The 14244-nt window shown below is 72.7% G+C and carries 12 protein-coding genes; 1 reads left to right on the forward strand and 11 read right to left on the reverse strand.

Annotated elements, in window-relative coordinates:
- Window positions 1-81: 81 nt before the first annotated feature.
- Genes pyrF through pyrR form a run of 7 tightly spaced genes read right to left on the reverse strand, consistent with a single transcriptional unit; the run spans window position 82 to window position 8874 of the window.
- A complete protein-coding gene (gene pyrF / locus KG102_RS09225) occupies window positions 82-927 on the reverse strand; it encodes an orotidine-5'-phosphate decarboxylase (protein WP_208213388.1) in 846 nt (281 codons plus the stop codon).
- A complete protein-coding gene (gene carB, locus KG102_RS09230; protein ID WP_208289893.1) occupies window positions 924-4262 on the reverse strand; it encodes a carbamoyl-phosphate synthase large subunit in 3339 nt (1112 codons plus the stop codon). The genes pyrF and carB overlap by 4 nt, the downstream gene beginning before the upstream one ends.
- Complete coding sequence (carA, locus tag KG102_RS09235) at window positions 4262-5431, reverse strand: glutamine-hydrolyzing carbamoyl-phosphate synthase small subunit (protein WP_208289892.1); 1170 nt, start codon at window positions 5429-5431, stop codon at window positions 4262-4264. Before carA ends, carB begins: the two co-directional genes overlap by 1 nt.
- Window positions 5428-5961, reverse strand: a complete 534-nt coding sequence (locus tag KG102_RS09240) for a PH-like domain-containing protein (protein ID WP_249667532.1) — start codon at window positions 5959-5961, stop codon at window positions 5428-5430. Before KG102_RS09240 ends, carA begins: the two co-directional genes overlap by 4 nt.
- The gene (locus tag KG102_RS09245; protein ID WP_208213385.1) at window positions 5958-7280 is read right to left on the reverse strand and encodes a dihydroorotase; all 1323 of its coding nucleotides are present in this window, start codon (window positions 7278-7280) and stop codon (window positions 5958-5960) included. The genes KG102_RS09240 and KG102_RS09245 overlap by 4 nt, the downstream gene beginning before the upstream one ends.
- Window positions 7277-8287 carry an aspartate carbamoyltransferase catalytic subunit gene (locus KG102_RS09250; RefSeq protein WP_208213384.1) on the reverse strand — a complete coding sequence of 337 codons (1011 nt, stop codon included), beginning with the start codon at window positions 8285-8287 and terminating at the stop codon, window positions 7277-7279. Before KG102_RS09250 ends, KG102_RS09245 begins: the two co-directional genes overlap by 4 nt.
- Window positions 8284-8874: a bifunctional pyr operon transcriptional regulator/uracil phosphoribosyltransferase PyrR gene (gene pyrR / locus KG102_RS09255; protein ID WP_208213383.1), complete on the reverse strand. Its 591-nt coding sequence runs from the start codon at window positions 8872-8874 to the stop codon at window positions 8284-8286. The genes KG102_RS09250 and pyrR overlap by 4 nt, the downstream gene beginning before the upstream one ends.
- Before the next feature lie 194 nt (window positions 8875-9068).
- On the opposite strand from pyrR, the gene KG102_RS09260 reads away from it, so the two are divergent.
- Window positions 9069-11342, forward strand: a complete 2274-nt coding sequence (locus tag KG102_RS09260; RefSeq protein WP_208289891.1) for a putative bifunctional diguanylate cyclase/phosphodiesterase — start codon at window positions 9069-9071, stop codon at window positions 11340-11342.
- A gap of 6 nt (window positions 11343-11348) precedes the next feature.
- Here the strand turns inward: KG102_RS09260 and nusB are convergent, their stop codons facing one another.
- The 4 genes from nusB to aroQ form a co-directional block, all read right to left on the reverse strand.
- A complete protein-coding gene (gene nusB, locus KG102_RS09265) occupies window positions 11349-11765 on the reverse strand; it encodes a transcription antitermination factor NusB (protein ID WP_208213381.1) in 417 nt (138 codons plus the stop codon).
- Window position 11766: 1 nt separating this feature from the next.
- A complete protein-coding gene (efp, locus tag KG102_RS09270) occupies window positions 11767-12330 on the reverse strand; it encodes an elongation factor P (RefSeq protein WP_208289890.1) in 564 nt (187 codons plus the stop codon).
- A 132-nt stretch (window positions 12331-12462) separates the two neighbouring features.
- A complete protein-coding gene (locus tag KG102_RS09275; RefSeq protein ID WP_208289889.1) occupies window positions 12463-13698 on the reverse strand; it encodes a glycosyltransferase 87 family protein in 1236 nt (411 codons plus the stop codon).
- Window positions 13699-13786: 88 nt separating this feature from the next.
- On the reverse strand, window positions 13787-14227 hold the full coding sequence (aroQ, locus tag KG102_RS09280) for a type II 3-dehydroquinate dehydratase (protein WP_208289888.1): 441 nt from the start codon (window positions 14225-14227) through the stop codon (window positions 13787-13789).
- Between the last annotated feature and the right edge of the window lie 17 nt (window positions 14228-14244).

Raw genomic sequence — 14244 nt, forward strand, 5'->3', positions numbered from 1 at the left:
AACTAGCGAGCGGCACCCTCATCGGCAACGCGGACGCGCATCGTGTCGCCCCGGACCTGCACCGACATGGAGCCGATGAGCTCACGAGAGCGCTGCGGAGGCCTCCTGGGCGGCCTGTCGGGCTGCTGCCCGCAGCGCCCCGACGTCGGGGCCCGCGGCGAGCACACCGCGCGACGACGAGGCGAGAACCTGACCCCGCGCGGCGCCGAACACCTGCGCCAGCTCCCGCGCACCTGCACCCTGCGCGCCGATGCCCGGCGCGAGCAGTGGCCCGTTCACCGCGGCCAGGTCCACCCCCGTTCGATCGGCGGCGTCCCCGACGGTGGCACCCACGACGAGCCCGATGGACCCGAGCGGCGCGACGTCGGCGTTCAGGGCTGCGGCGCGGGCCGCCATGCGCGCCGCGACGGTCACCCCGTCGTCGGTGCGCGCGTGCTGGACCTCGTGCCCCTCCTTGTTGGAGGTGAGGCACAGGACGAAGAGGCCGCGACCCGAGGAGAGCGCCAGGTCGACCGCCGGGTCGAGAGAGCCGAACCCGAGGTAGGGCGACACCGTGAGCGCGTCACCGGCGAGCGGAGAGCCGTCCCGCAGGAACGCGTCGGCGTAGGCACCCATCGTCGAGCCGATGTCGCCCCGCTTCGCGTCGACGATCACCAGCGTGCCGGTGTCCCGACCGGCCGCCACGATCTCCTCGAGCACGGCGACGCCCGCGGAGCCGTGCCGCTCGAAGAAGGCGGCCTGCGGCTTGACCGCGGCCACCCGCCCGGCGACGGCGTCCAGCACCGTCAGGGCGAAGGAGCGCAGACCCGAGGCGTCGTCCGCCAGTCCCCACGCGCCGAGCAGGCTCGGGTGCGGGTCGATCCCGACGCAGAGCGGCCCGTGCGACCCCATGGCGGCCGCCAGGCGGGCCCCGAACGGTGCGGTCATCCGCGGGCCGCCGCGCGCGCCGCACGGCGGCCCAGGATGGCAGCGTCGTGCTCCTGCAGGCTGGTCACGCGGAACGGCCCGGCCTGCCGCGCCTCGATCGCCTGCACGGCCGCTCCCAGCTGCTGCACGGTGGTGACCATGGCCTTGTCGGCCGCGGTCGTCGCCGCACGGATCTCGTAGCCGTCGGCCCGGGCACCCTGCCCCGAGGGGGTGTTCACCACGATGTCGACCTCACCGGACGTGATGAGGTCCACGATGGTCGGCTGCCCGTCGGCGCCACGGCCCGCGGAGTACTTCCGCACGACGGTGGAGGCGATGCCGCTGCGGTGCAGGACGGCCGCGGTGCCCTCGGTCGCGAGGATCTCGAAGCCCAGCTCCGCGAGCCGCTTCACCGGGAACACGATCGAGCGCTTGTCGCGGTCGGCCACCGAGATGAAGGCCCGACCCCCCGTCGGGAGCCCGCCGAACGCCGCGTCCTGCGACTTGGCGAACGCCGTCGGGAAGTCGACGTCGAAGCCCATGACCTCGCCGGTCGAGCGCATCTCCGGGCCCAGGACGGTGTCGACGACGACGCCCTCCTTGGTGCGGAAGCGCTTGAACGGCAGGACCGCCTCCTTGACCGCGATCGGCGAGTCGAGGTCCAGCACGCTCGCGTCGTCCACCGGCAGGATGCCCATGGCGCGCAGGTCCGCGATCGAGCGGCCGGCCATGACCAGCGCCGCGGCCTTGGCCAGGGAGACGCCCGTGGCCTTGGACACGAACGGCACCGTGCGCGACGCCCGCGGGTTGGCCTCGAGCACGTAGAGCACGTCCGAGACCAGCGCGAACTGGATGTTGAGCAGGCCGCGCACGCCGACCCCGCGCGCGATCGCCTCGGTCGACAACCGGATCCGCTCGAGCTCGGACGTGGACAGGGTGACGGGCGGCAGCGTGCACGCCGAGTCGCCGGAGTGGATGCCGGCCTCCTCGATGTGCTCCATGACGCCGCCGAGGAACAGCTCGGTCCCGTCGAACAGGGCGTCCACGTCGATCTCGATCGCGTCATCGAGGAAGCGGTCGATGAGCAGCGGCGGCAGGGTCCCCGCCCGCCCGCCGTCGGCCGCGTTGTCGAGCGCGCGCTGCACGTACTCGTTGAGCTGGGGCTCGTCGTAGACGATCTCCATGCCGCGGCCGCCGAGCACGTAGCTCGGCCGCACCAGGACGGGGAAGCCGATCCGGCGGGCGGTGTCGCGGGCACCCGCCTGCGTCGTGGCCGTGCCGAACGCCGGTGCGGGCAGGCCGGCGGCCTCGAGCACCTTGCCGAACTCGCCGCGGTCCTCGGCCGCGTCGATCGCGGCGGGCGACGTGCCCAGGATCGGCAGGCCCGCGTCGTGCAGGCGCTGCGCGAGCGAGAGCGGGGTCTGGCCGCCGAGGGTCACGATGAGGCCCTCGACCGGCCCGGCGGCGAGCTCGGCGGTGTAGACCTCGAGCACGTCCTCGAAGGTCAGCGGCTCGAAGTACAGCCGGTCCGACGTGTCGTAGTCCGTGGAGACCGTCTCCGGGTTGCAGTTGATCATCACGGTCTCGTACTCGCCCTTGAGCGCCAGCGCGGCGTGCACGCACGAGTAGTCGAACTCGATGCCCTGCCCGATGCGGTTGGGGCCCGATCCCAGGATGAGGATCGCGGGGCGCGTGCGCGGGGCGACCTCGGACTCCTCGTCGTAGGACGAGTAGTGGTACGGCGTGCTCGCGGCGAACTCGGCGGCGCAGGTGTCGACGGTCTTGAACACCGGCCGCAGGCCGACAGCGTGCCGGGCGCGGCGCACGGCGTCCTCCGAGGTGCGCCGCAGCGTCGCGATCTGCGCGTCCGACAGGCCGTGCCTCTTGGCGTGCAGCAGCACGTCACGGGTCAGTGCCTCGGCCGTGCGGGTCTGCTCGGCGACCTCGTTGATGAGCTGGATCTGGTCGAGGAACCACGGGTCGATGCCCGTGAGCTCGTAGACCTGCTCGAGGCTCACCCCGGCGCGCAGCACCTGCTGCACGTCGACCAGCCGGTGCTCGGTCGGCCGGGAGATGGTCGCGACCACCGCGTCCAGGGCGGGCCCCGCAAGGGCGTCGCCGGCCCAGTGGAACACCGAGTCCTTCTTGTCGAGCGAGCGCATCGCCTTGCCGAGCGCCTCGGAGAAGTTGCGGCCCATGGCCATCGCCTCGCCGACCGACTTCATGGTCGTCGTCAGCGTGTCGTCGGCCGCGGGGAACTTCTCGAACGCGAACCGCGGGACCTTGACCACGACGTAGTCGAGGGTCGGCTCGAACGACGCGGGGGTCGAGCCGCCGGTGATGTCGTTCGGGATCTCGTCGAGCGTGTAGCCGATCGCCAGCTTGGCCGCGATCTTCGCGATCGGGAAGCCCGTCGCCTTCGACGCCAGGGCCGAGCTGCGCGACACGCGCGGGTTCATCTCGATGACCACGACGCGGCCCGTGGACGGCTCGATCGCGAACTGGATGTTGCAGCCGCCCGTGTCGACGCCGACCTCGCGGATGACCGCGATGCCGATGTCCCGCAGCCGCTGGTACTCGCGGTCGGTCAGGGTCAGCGCGGGGGCCACCGTCACCGAGTCCCCCGTGTGCACGCCGACGGGGTCGACGTTCTCGATCGAGCAGACCACCACGACGTTGTCGTGCTTGTCGCGCATGAGCTCGAGCTCGTACTCCTTCCAGCCCAGGATCGACTCCTCCAGGAGCACCTCGGTGGTCGGCGAGTAGTGCAGGCCCTGGCCCACGATGCGCCGCAGGTCGGTCTCGTCGTAGGCGATCCCGGAGCCCAGGCCACCCATCGTGAAGGACGGGCGGACGACCACCGGGTAGCCGAGGACGGCGACGGCGGCGAAGGCGTCGTCGAGCGAGTGCACGATGGCGGACTTGGCGCTCTCGGCGCCGCAGACCTGCACGACCTCCTTGAACTGCTCGCGGTCCTCACCCTTCTGGATGGACGCGATGTTGGCGCCGATGAGCTCGACGTCGTACTTCTCCAGCACACCGGCCTCGTCCAGCGCGATGGCGGCGTTGAGCGCCGTCTGGCCGCCCAGCGTCGGCAGGATCGCGTCCGGGCGCTCCTTGGCGATGATCGTCGTGAGGATCTCCGTGGTGATCGGCTCGACGTACGTGGCGTCGGCGAACTCCGGGTCCGTCATGATCGTCGCCGGGTTGGAGTTGACCAGGATGACCCGCAGGCCCTCCTCCTTGAGCACGCGGCAGGCCTGCGTCCCCGAGTAGTCGAACTCGCACGCCTGGCCGATCACGATCGGGCCGGAACCGATGACCAGCACGCTGCTGATGTCTGTGCGCCGGGGCATCAGGCGGCACCCTTCTGTGAGTTCTCGGGATCCTTCATCAGATCGATGAAACGGTCGAAGAGATAGGCGGCGTCGTGCGGCCCGGCCGCGGCCTCGGGGTGGTACTGCACGGAGAACGCCGGTAGGTCGAGCGCGCGCAGGCCCTCCACCACGTCGTCGTTCAGGTCGACGTGGCTGACCACGACCCGGCCGTACCGACCGGCGTCGTGCGGCGCGACGGACTCCCCGTCGAGCGGCGCGTCGACCGCGAAGCCGTGGTTGTGGGCCGTGATCTCCACCTTGCCGGTGGCGCGGTCCATGACCGGCTGGTTCACCCCGCGGTGGCCGTAGCCGAGCTTGTACGTGCCGTAGCCGAGCGCTCGCCCGAGCAGCTGGTTTCCGTAGCAGATGCCGAAGAACGGGATCTGGCGGTCCAGCACGTCGCGCAGGAGCTCGATCTCGTGCGTCGCCGCGGAGGGGTCCCCCGGGCCGTTCGAGAAGAACACCCCGTCCGGCTCGGTGGCCAGCACGTCGTCGATCGTGGCGTGCGAGGGCAGCACGTGCACGCGCACGCCGCGCTCCGCCAGCCGCTGCGGCGTCATGGCCTTGATGCCGAGGTCGACCGCGGCGACGGTCGCGACGTGCTCACCGATCGGCTCGACCACGTAGGCGCTGGCCGTGGACACCTCACCGGCCAGGTCCGCGCCGGCCATCGCGGGCGCGGCCAGGACCTGGTCCAGCAGCTCGTCGTGCGGCGCGCGCCCGCCCCCGTCGTCCAGCAGCGCCGCGCCCGAGAAGATGCCGGCGCGCATGACGCCGCGCTCCCGCAGGTGGCGGGTCAGCGCGCGGGTGTCGATGTCACTGATGCCCACGATCCCCTGCGCGACCAGGTCGTCCGCGAGCGTGCGGGCGGCGCGCCAGTTGGACGCGCGCCGAGCGGGGTCGCGCACCACGTAGCCGGCGACCCAGATCTGCCCGGACTCGACGTCCTCGTCGTTCACCCCCGTGTTGCCGATGTGCGGCGCCGTCATGACCACGATCTGGCGGTGGTACGACGGGTCGGTCAGCGTCTCCTGGTAGCCGGTCATCCCCGTGTTGAAGACGATCTCGCCCAGCGTGGAGCCTTCGGCACCGTAGGCGCGGCCGGTGAAGGTCCGCCCGTCCTCGAGCACGAGCACTGCGTCGGTCATGAGTTCTCCTCCTGCGCGGGCGCCTGGCCCGTGGTCAAGGTCGTAAGTGCGTCGATGAGCCGCGTGCGGTCGGCGGCGCGTCGCGGGCGCAGCCCTGTGTCCAGGCCGCGCGGGTCCTGCGGGTCGGCCTGCCAGGTCAGGACCACGAGGCCGTCCCCGCCGACGACCTTCCCGGCCATCCCGGGGGCGGCGGCCGCGCCACGCAGCGCCGCGGCCGGGACGAAGAGGTCCGGAGCGCCCTGGCGGGTGATCAGCACCCCGGCGTCGTGGACGCTCACCTGGGCGGGGCTGCGCACGCCCAGGCCCTCGGCGGTCACCCGGTCGAGCCAGTCCCCGGCGCGCGTGGTGGACACGTAGACCGCCTCCACCGGGCCCGCACGCAGGGCGCCGAGCTCGGCGGGAGGCACCGGGAGGCGGGGCACCAAGGCGGTGGACTTCTGGGTGCGCGCGCGCCAGCCGGCGCGCATGGCCCAGAAGACCGCGAGGACGACCAGCAGGAGGACGACGGTGGAGGCCAGCTGGCGGATCACGAGCTGACCACCACGCTCTCGTCGCACGCCGAGCCGTCCATGACGGTCGCCCGGCCGCGCAGCCAGGTCGCGATCACGCAGCCGGACAGCTCTCGGCCGCCGAACGGCGAGTTGACGCTCTGCGTGGACTGCTGCTCGGGCACCACGACGCGCCGGATGCCCGGGTCCACCAGCGTGAGGTTGGCCGGCTCCCCCACCGCGATCGGCCGGCCGTGGTCGGGGACGCGGCCGATGCGTGCCGGGGCCGTCGACAGCACCCGCGCGACGTCCGCCCACGTGAGGCGGCCGGTGTCCACCATCGTCTCCTGCACGACGGACAGCGCGGTCTCCAGGCCGGTCATGCCGAAGGCCGCGGCACCCCACTCGCAGTCCTTGTCCTCGCGGGTGTGCGGGGCGTGGTCGGTGGCGACGATGTCGATCGTCCCGTCCGCCAGGCCCTCGCGGACCGCCTCGACGTCCCGCTGGGTGCGCAGGGGCGGGTTGACCTTGAACACCGGGTCGTAGCCGCGGGCGAGCTCGTCGGTCAGCATGAGGTGGTGCGGCGTCACCTCGGCGGTGACGTCGATCCCGCGGGACTTGGCCCAGCGGATGATCTCGACCGAGCCCGCGGTGGACAGGTGGCAGACGTGCAGCCGGGACCCGACGTGCTCCGCGAGCAGGACGTCCCGGGCGATGATCGCCTCCTCCGCGACGGCGGGCCAGCCGGCCAGGCCGAGCTCGGCGGACACGACGCCCTCGTGCATCTGGGCGCCCTCCGTCAGCCGCGGCTCCTGGGCGTGCTGGGCGATGACGCCGTCGAAGGCCTTGACGTACTCGAGCGCGCGACGCATCACGACGGGGTCGTGCACGCACTTCCCGTCGTCGGAGAACACCCGCACCTGGGCTGCGGACTCCGCCATCGCCCCGAGCTCCGCCAGTCGCTCGCCCTCGAGGCCGACGGTGACGGCACCGACCGGTCGGACGTCGGCCCAGCCGGCGTCGCGCCCCAGCCGCCACACCTGTTCCACCACGCCCGCCGTGTCCTGCGTCGGCGTGGTGTTGGCCATCGCGTGGACCGCGGTGAACCCGCCCATCGCCGCCGCGCGCGTGCCCGACCGGACGGTCTCGGCGTCCTCCCGGCCCGGCTCGCGCAGGTGGGTGTGCAGGTCGACGAGCCCGGGCAGCAGGATCAGGCCGCCGCCGTTGATGACCACCGCGTCGTCGCCCGCCAGCGACTCCGCGTCGCCACCGATCGCGGCGATCACGCCGTCGGCGAGGAGCACGTCGGTCGTGCCGTCGCCGAGCGGGCTCACGTCCCGCAGCAGGTACTTCCTCGTCACGCGTCCACCTTCGTCTCGTCCGTGATGCTCGGGGCGGCCGCTCGGACAGCGGCGTCGCCGCCCGCGAGCAGCAGGTACAGGACGGCCATGCGGACCGCCACGCCGTTGGCCACCTGCTCCACGATGACCGCACGGGGCGAGTCCGCGGCGTCCGCGGAGATCTCGAGCCCGCGGTTCATCGGGCCGGGGTGCAGCACGATCGTGTGCTCGGGGAGCATCGCGAGCCGGCGCGCGTCCAGCCCGTAGCGCCGCGTGTACTCCAGCGGGCTCGGGAAGAAGCCGCCGCCCGCGCTCGACATCCGCTCGCGCTGCACCCGCAGCATCATGACCGCGTCCGGCTTCTCGTCCGCGATCACCTCGTCCAGGTGGTAGGACACCCGGGCAGGCCAGGACCCGACCCCGACGGGCAGCAGCGTGGGCGGTGCCACGAGCACCACCTCGGCGCCGAGCGTGTGCAGCAGGTGCACGTTGGACCGCGCGACCCGGCTGTGCAGCACGTCGCCGACGATCGCCACCCGCAGGCCGGCGAGATCCCGGCCGGTCACGTCGCCCGGGCCCGACAGGTGCCGCCGCAGCGTGTACGCGTCGAGCAGGGCCTGGGTGGGGTGCTGGTGCATCCCGTCACCCGCGTTGATGACCGCGCCGTGGGTCCAGCCGGACGTGGCGAGCGTGTGCGGCGCTCCGGACGCGTGGTGCCGGATGACGACCGCGTCCGCGCCCATCGCCTGCAGCGTCAGGGCGGTGTCCTTGAGCGACTCGCCCTTGGAGACGCTGGAGCCCTTGGCGGAGAAGTTGATGACGTCCGCGGAGAGCCGCTTGGCGGCCGTCTCGAACGAGATCCGCGTGCGGGTGGAGTCCTCGAAGAAGAGGTTCACCACCGTGCGGCCGCGCAGCGTGGGCAGCTTCTTGATCTCGCGGGCCTGCGTCGCCGCCATGGTCCCGGCCGTGTCGAGGATCCGCACCGCGTCGAGGACGTCGAGGTCCGCGGTGGACAGCAGGTGCTTCATCGCGTTCCTCCCTCGATGAGGACCGCGTCCCGGCCGTCGGTCTCCTCGAGCAGCACACGGACCCGCTCGACCGTGGAGGTCGGCAGGTTCTTGCCGACGTAGTCGGCGCGGATCGGCAGCTCGCGGTGCCCGCGGTCGACGAGGGCGGCAAGCTGGACGGCGCGCGGCCGTCCGAGGTCGCTGATCGCGTCGAGCGCCGCACGGATGGTGCGGCCTGAGTAGAGGACGTCGTCCACGAGCACCACCACCTTGCCGTCGAGCCCGCCCGGGGGGATGTCGGTGGCTCCGATGGTCCGCGTGGGATGGTGCGCGAGGTCGTCGCGATACATCGTGACGTCGAGGCTGCCGACCAGCAGCGCGAGGTCCAGCCCGGGCTCGACGGCGATCAGCCGTTCCGCGAGGCGCCGGGCCAGCGGCAGGCCACGCGTGGGGATGCCCAGCAGGACGACGTCGGACCCGCCCCTGTTGCGCTCGAGGATCTCGTGCGCGATGCGGGTCAGAGCCCGGCCGATCTCCGGGGCACCGAGGACGACGTTGGCGTCGTCGTCGACGCTGTCGTGCGTGGGTGCGGGCGTGCCGGTGCTCATCAAGCAAACTCCTTCCCCGCCTCACGGGACGGGTCTTAAAGGAATGTCTCTCGGGCAGCCAGCCTACCGTGCGGCACGGGCCCTCCCGGCGCGACGTCCGTCACTGTCGCGCGGCACGTGGCGGGACCGGGACGCCGACGCAGTCACCCGGATGCCAGGTCATCCCCCGCCCGGGAGATGACGATTCACGGGTCGTGCTGGGAAGCGTTCCGACCTGGGTCACCGTGCTGCAGCTGCTGGCTGCCGGTCTGGTGGGTGGCTTCTGCGCGCTCCAGTGGCTGTGGTGGCGCGGCGAGGTCCGTCCCGCCAGCGCGGCCTGGTCCCTGGCCTGGTCCACCGACATGGCCCTGGTGCTGCTGGCCGGCGGGCTGTTCGCGCTGACCACGCCGGGTCCGGTGCGGGACGCCCTGGTCTACGCGCACGCGCTGCTCCTGGCCGGCTTCCTGATCATCGCGATCCCCGCCACCCGGGCGATCGCGGGCGGTCCGAGGATCCGGTACTGGCTCTGGGCGGCCATCCCCCTCTTCACCGCCCACGCCGTGCTGTGGTGGGTCCCGCTCGAGCGGTACGTGGCCGACCACGACGTCCTCACGGCCGCCCTGCTGCTCGTCCCCACCGCGGTCGTCGTGTCGTACGTCGTCGCGGCGCTGGGCCGGATCCGGCTCACGGGGTTCGACAGCCTGCTGGTGATCGCCGGGGCGGCGTCGCTGACCCTGTTCACCGCGGGCGTCCTGTGGTCCGACCACCCGGTCGGAGCGCTGTGCTCGGCCCTGGGATCCATCCCGCTGGCCGTGGGCATCGAGCTGCTCGCCCTGAACCGGCTCCGCCTCGCCCAGGACGAGGCGGCCCGGCAGCACCGCATGCGCGACGCCCTGGCCCGGCTCGCCAACGCCGCCTGGTACATCAAGGATGCGGACGCGCTGCTGCTCAGCGCGCGCGACGAGGCACGCACCATCCTGGGCGACCCGAGCGTCGAAGGCTCCCTGCGCCCGATCGCGCGCGACCGGTTCGTCAGCGAGCTCTACTCCGCCGACGAGGTGGACCACACCGCGCGGGCGCGGGCGTTCCTCATCGACCTCGCGCAGATCGTCTCGGCGGCCGCCGAGCGCTACCAGCTGAGCGAGCGGCTGCACACGACGGCGTTCACCGACCCGCTGACGCGCATGCCGAACCGCAGGGCCGTCGAGGAGCACCTCCTGGCGATGCTCGAACGGGCGAACGTGGAACGCACCAGGGTGTCCCTCGCCTACTGCGACCTGGACGGGTTCAAGCGCGTCAACGACTCGTTCGGGCACGCGCACGGCGACGCGCTCCTCGTCCGGGCCGCCGAGTACCTGCGGCGGGCCGTCGCCGACCTCGACGCGCACGTCGGCCGCGTCGGCGGGGACGAGTTCGTCATCGTGGTCGCGCGCGCGCCCGAGGACGCGCACCTGGTCGCCATCGCCCGCGAGATCCGCGAGGGCTTCGTCGACCGCCACGCGGGCAGCAGGCCGGCACGGCTCACGGTGGGTGTGGCCACGTGGCAGCCCGGCGACATCGTGGACACCGACGCCCTGATCCGGCACGCCGACACCGCGATGCTCGAGGCGAAGCGCTCACGCTCGGGCTTCCGCGTGTTCGACCGCGAGCTCCGGCAGCGGGTCGAGGCGCAGCGCCACCAGCGCACCGCCCTCGAGCACGCCGTGGCGGACGGGCGCTTCACGGCGCACTTCCAGCCCATCGTGGACGCGCAGACGCTCGAGATGGTGCAGGTCGAGGCGCTCGCCCGCTGGCAGCACCGCGGGCGGTTCGTCCTGCCCGCCGAGTGGCTCGACCTCGCCGAGGAGTCCGGCCTCATCGTGCCGATCGGCCTGGAGATTCTGCGCCAGGCCCGCCGTGCCCTCGAGCGGTTCCAGATGCCCGTCTCGGTCAACCTGGCGGCGCGCCAGCTGGCCGAGGTGGACGCCCTGGAACAGATCGAGACCGCGTGGGGCGGCGCCTTCTGGGAGCACCTGACCCTGGAGATCACCGAGAGCGCGCTGATCCAGACGTCGTCCGCGATCCCGGTGCTGTCCGAGCTGCGAGCCCGCGGCGCCCGGATAGCGGTCGACGACTTCGGCACCGGCTACAGCTCGCTGGCGCGCATGTCCCGGCTCCCCGTCGACGAGCTGAAGATCGACCGCTCGTTCGTGCGCGACATGGGGACCGACCGCGGGCGTGGCGTGGTGCGGGCGATCGTCGCGCTCGCGAGCACGCACGGCCTGTCCATCGTCGCGGAGGGCGTCGAGACGCCCGTGCAGCTCACCGCCCTCGCCGAGATGGGCGTGACCCGCGTGCAGGGCAACTTCCTGGGCCGCCCGGCGCCGTCGCTGCCGGTCCGCGGCCCCCGACCGGCGACCGTGCGCACGCCTGCGCGACGGCCGGTCGGGGTGCCGCAGCCCAACTCGGCGCAGGACGACTCCCGGCTCGTCGTGCCGCGCACCGTGTGACGGGCGTCAGGCCAGCAGGGTCGGCTTGAGGTCGACGATGCGGCCGAGGAGGCCGTTGACGAACTGGGGCGAGTCGTCCGTGGACAGCGACCGCGCGAGCTCCACGGCCTCGTCCACCGCGACCGCGTCCGGCACGTCGTCGTTGTAGAGGATCTCCCACGTGCCGAGGCGCAGCAGCGCGCGGTCGACGGCCGGCATGCGGTCGATGGTCCAGCCGTGCGCGTGGGTCGCCAACAGCTCGTCGATGCGGTCCTGCTGCGCGATCACGCCCTCGACCAGGTCGACGGAGTACTGGGGCAACGCCGCCTCGGTGCCCGGCTCCGCGATGCGGTCGGCGAGCAGCCTGATGGGGTCCAGCCCTCGCTGGTCCGCCTCGAACAGGACGTCGAGGGCCCGCTTGCGGGCCTTGGTGCGAGCTCCCACCTCAGTCGTTCACGCGGCCCAGGTAGCTCCCGTCCCGAGTGTCCACCTTGACCTTCGTGTTCGCCTCGAGGAACAGCGGGACCTGGATCTCGTAGCCGGTCTCCAGGGTCGCGGGCTTGGTGCCGGCGGACGAGCGGTCGCCCTGCAGACCCGGCTCCGTGTAGGTCACCTCGAGCACCACCGACGGCGGCAGCTCCACGTACAGCGGGATGCCCTCGTTGGTCGCGACCATGGCGTTCTGGTTCTCCAGGAGGAAGTGGGCGACGTCGCCCACCGTGGTCTCCGAGATGTGCACCTGGTCGTAGTTGTCCGTGTCCATGAACACGAAGTCCGTACCGTCCTTGTAGAGGTACTGCATGTCGCGCTTGTCGACGTTCGCCGTCTCGACCTTCAGGCCGGCGTTGAACGTGCGGTCGACCACCTTGCCGGACATGACGTTCTTCAGCTTGGTACGGACGAACGCGCCACCCTTGCCGGGCTTGACGTGCTGGAACTCGATCACGGTCCACAGCTGGCCGTCGATCTTGAGCACGGTGCCGTTCTTGAGGTCGTTGGTGGTCGCCACGATCGTCGCTTCCTGTCGATGAGCTTCGGTGCGGCCCGCCGGAGGCGCGGCCCCGGAGGGGCGTGCGCGGCATCTACGCAGCAGACCGCCGACCATCGTACCGTGCGGCCGGCACACGGCAGTCCGTCGCGCCTACGTGGTGGTGCCCGCGGCCTCCGGCAGGTGCGGACGGTGGATGACGGTGGCGCGGGTCCGGCCGAGCGCACTGCGCGTCGCAACGACCACGACGCCGACGAGGACGGCGGTCCCGACCACAGCCTGGAGGCCGTGCGGGAGCAGGTACGGGGCGAGCGTCACGACCGGCGCCGCGACGAGCACGGGGACCCGGAGCCCACGGACCACGCCCGCGCTCGACGTCCAGGCCCAGAGCACGAGCACGGCGAGCAGCGGCCCGGAGTAGTACGGGAAGCGGATCGGGTCGAGCAGGAGGCGGACCGCCAGCACGGCCGCCACCACCGCGAGCGGCTCGGCGCGACGCCACGCGAGGCCCGCGCCGACCACCAGGACGGCGACGCCCTGGGCGATCCGCAGACCCCAGCCCGCGGGAGCGGCCGTGCCGAGGGCGAGCCCGACCGTGGACGGTCCGGACACTGCCCAGACGAACTCGAACGTGCGGACGTCGCCCCACACGAGGAAGGGTCCGTACAGGGCCAGCGCGAGCGCGAGCGCGACGGCGACACGCGCCGCGGCGGCCCGCGGACGGCGGTCGACCAGGGCGAGCGGCAGCCCGAGGATCGCCCAGAGCTTCACGCCCACGGCCAGACCGAGGACGAGCCCGACGGACCACCGCCGCCCGTCCATGCAGGACAGGGCCGCCCACGCCAGGGCGAGGCCCAACCCGATCTCCTCCGCGTGGCCCATCATGGTCGCCTCGGCGAGCGAGCCGCTCAGGAGCAGGACCGCGGTGAGGACCCATCGCGCGACGTCCGGTGACGTGCCCCCGCGGGTGGCCGCGCGTCCGGCGACCGCCTGCGCCAGCACGAGCACCAGCACCGCCTGCACGGCTCCCAGGAGGAAGAGCGCGGAGACGCCGAGGACGTCCGCGATGGCGGCGACGACGCCGGCGAGCAGCAGCGCGAGCGGCCCGAGCTGGAGCTCCGGGTCGGCGAACACGTCGAGTCCCTGCGGTCCGAGCAGGCGCCGGCCGGCGGCCAGGAACATCACGGCGTCGCTGTCGGGGTTGCTCGCGCCGAGGACGCCGAAGGCGACGAACGACAGCGGCAGGACCGTCCAGGGCCGCGCCCACACCCATCTCGCCGCGCCGACGAGGCGAGGGCGCTCGACGGCCAGCAGTGCGGCCTCCCGCGTGAGCCTGGCGGCCGGCCGCTCGGGCCCGGCGACGCGCACGGGTCCCCCGTTCGACGGCACGGACGTCAGCTCCTCCCGGTGGTGGCTACGTCCTGTTGTTCGGTCCGTGGCCACCCGGAGTTGAGGCCGGGGTGCCCGCCAACAGCCGTCAGGAGCGGGCGGCGATGACCTCGAGCGCCAGGCGATAGCCCTCGACGCCGAAGCCCGCGATGGTGCCCGTCGCGACCGGACCGATCACCGAGACGTGCCGGAACGCCTCCCGCGCGTACGGGTTGGACAGGTGCACCTCGACCAGCACCAGTCCCGCGTGCGTGACCTGCGCCGCCGCGTCTCTGAGTGCGTACGAGTAGTGGGTGAACGCGGCTGGGTTGAGTGCGACGTGCGCCCGCGCGTCCACCGCCTCGTGCAGCCAGCCGACCAGCTCCGACTCGTCGTCGGTCTGGCGGACGTCGGCGTCCAGCCCCAGGTCCGCGGCCCACTTCTCGACCGCGGTCACGAGCTCGTCGTGCGTGCTGGAACCGTAGACCTCGGGCTCCCGCACCCCCAGTCGAGCGAGGTTGGGACCGTTGAGCACCAGCACGCGCGTCATACCGGGCAGCCTAGGTG

The organism is Cellulomonas fengjieae (genome assembly GCF_018388465.1).
In the GTDB taxonomy this organism is placed as follows: domain Bacteria; phylum Actinomycetota; class Actinomycetes; order Actinomycetales; family Cellulomonadaceae; genus Cellulomonas; species Cellulomonas fengjieae.

Coding starts and splice junctions, on each gene's coding strand:
- aroQ (WP_208289888.1), bottom strand. CDS start 14,227: ATGACGCGCGTGCTGGTGCTCAACGGTCCCAACCTCGCTCGACTGGGG.
- carB (WP_208289893.1), bottom strand. CDS start 4,262: ATGCCCCGGCGCACAGACATCAGCAGCGTGCTGGTCATCGGTTCCGGC.
- pyrR (WP_208213383.1), bottom strand. CDS start 8,874: ATGAGCACCGGCACGCCCGCACCCACGCACGACAGCGTCGACGACGAC.
- pyrF (WP_208213388.1), bottom strand. CDS start 927: ATGACCGCACCGTTCGGGGCCCGCCTGGCGGCCGCCATGGGGTCGCAC.
- KG102_RS09250 (WP_208213384.1), bottom strand. CDS start 8,287: ATGAAGCACCTGCTGTCCACCGCGGACCTCGACGTCCTCGACGCGGTG.
- carA (WP_208289892.1), bottom strand. CDS start 5,431: ATGACCGACGCAGTGCTCGTGCTCGAGGACGGGCGGACCTTCACCGGC.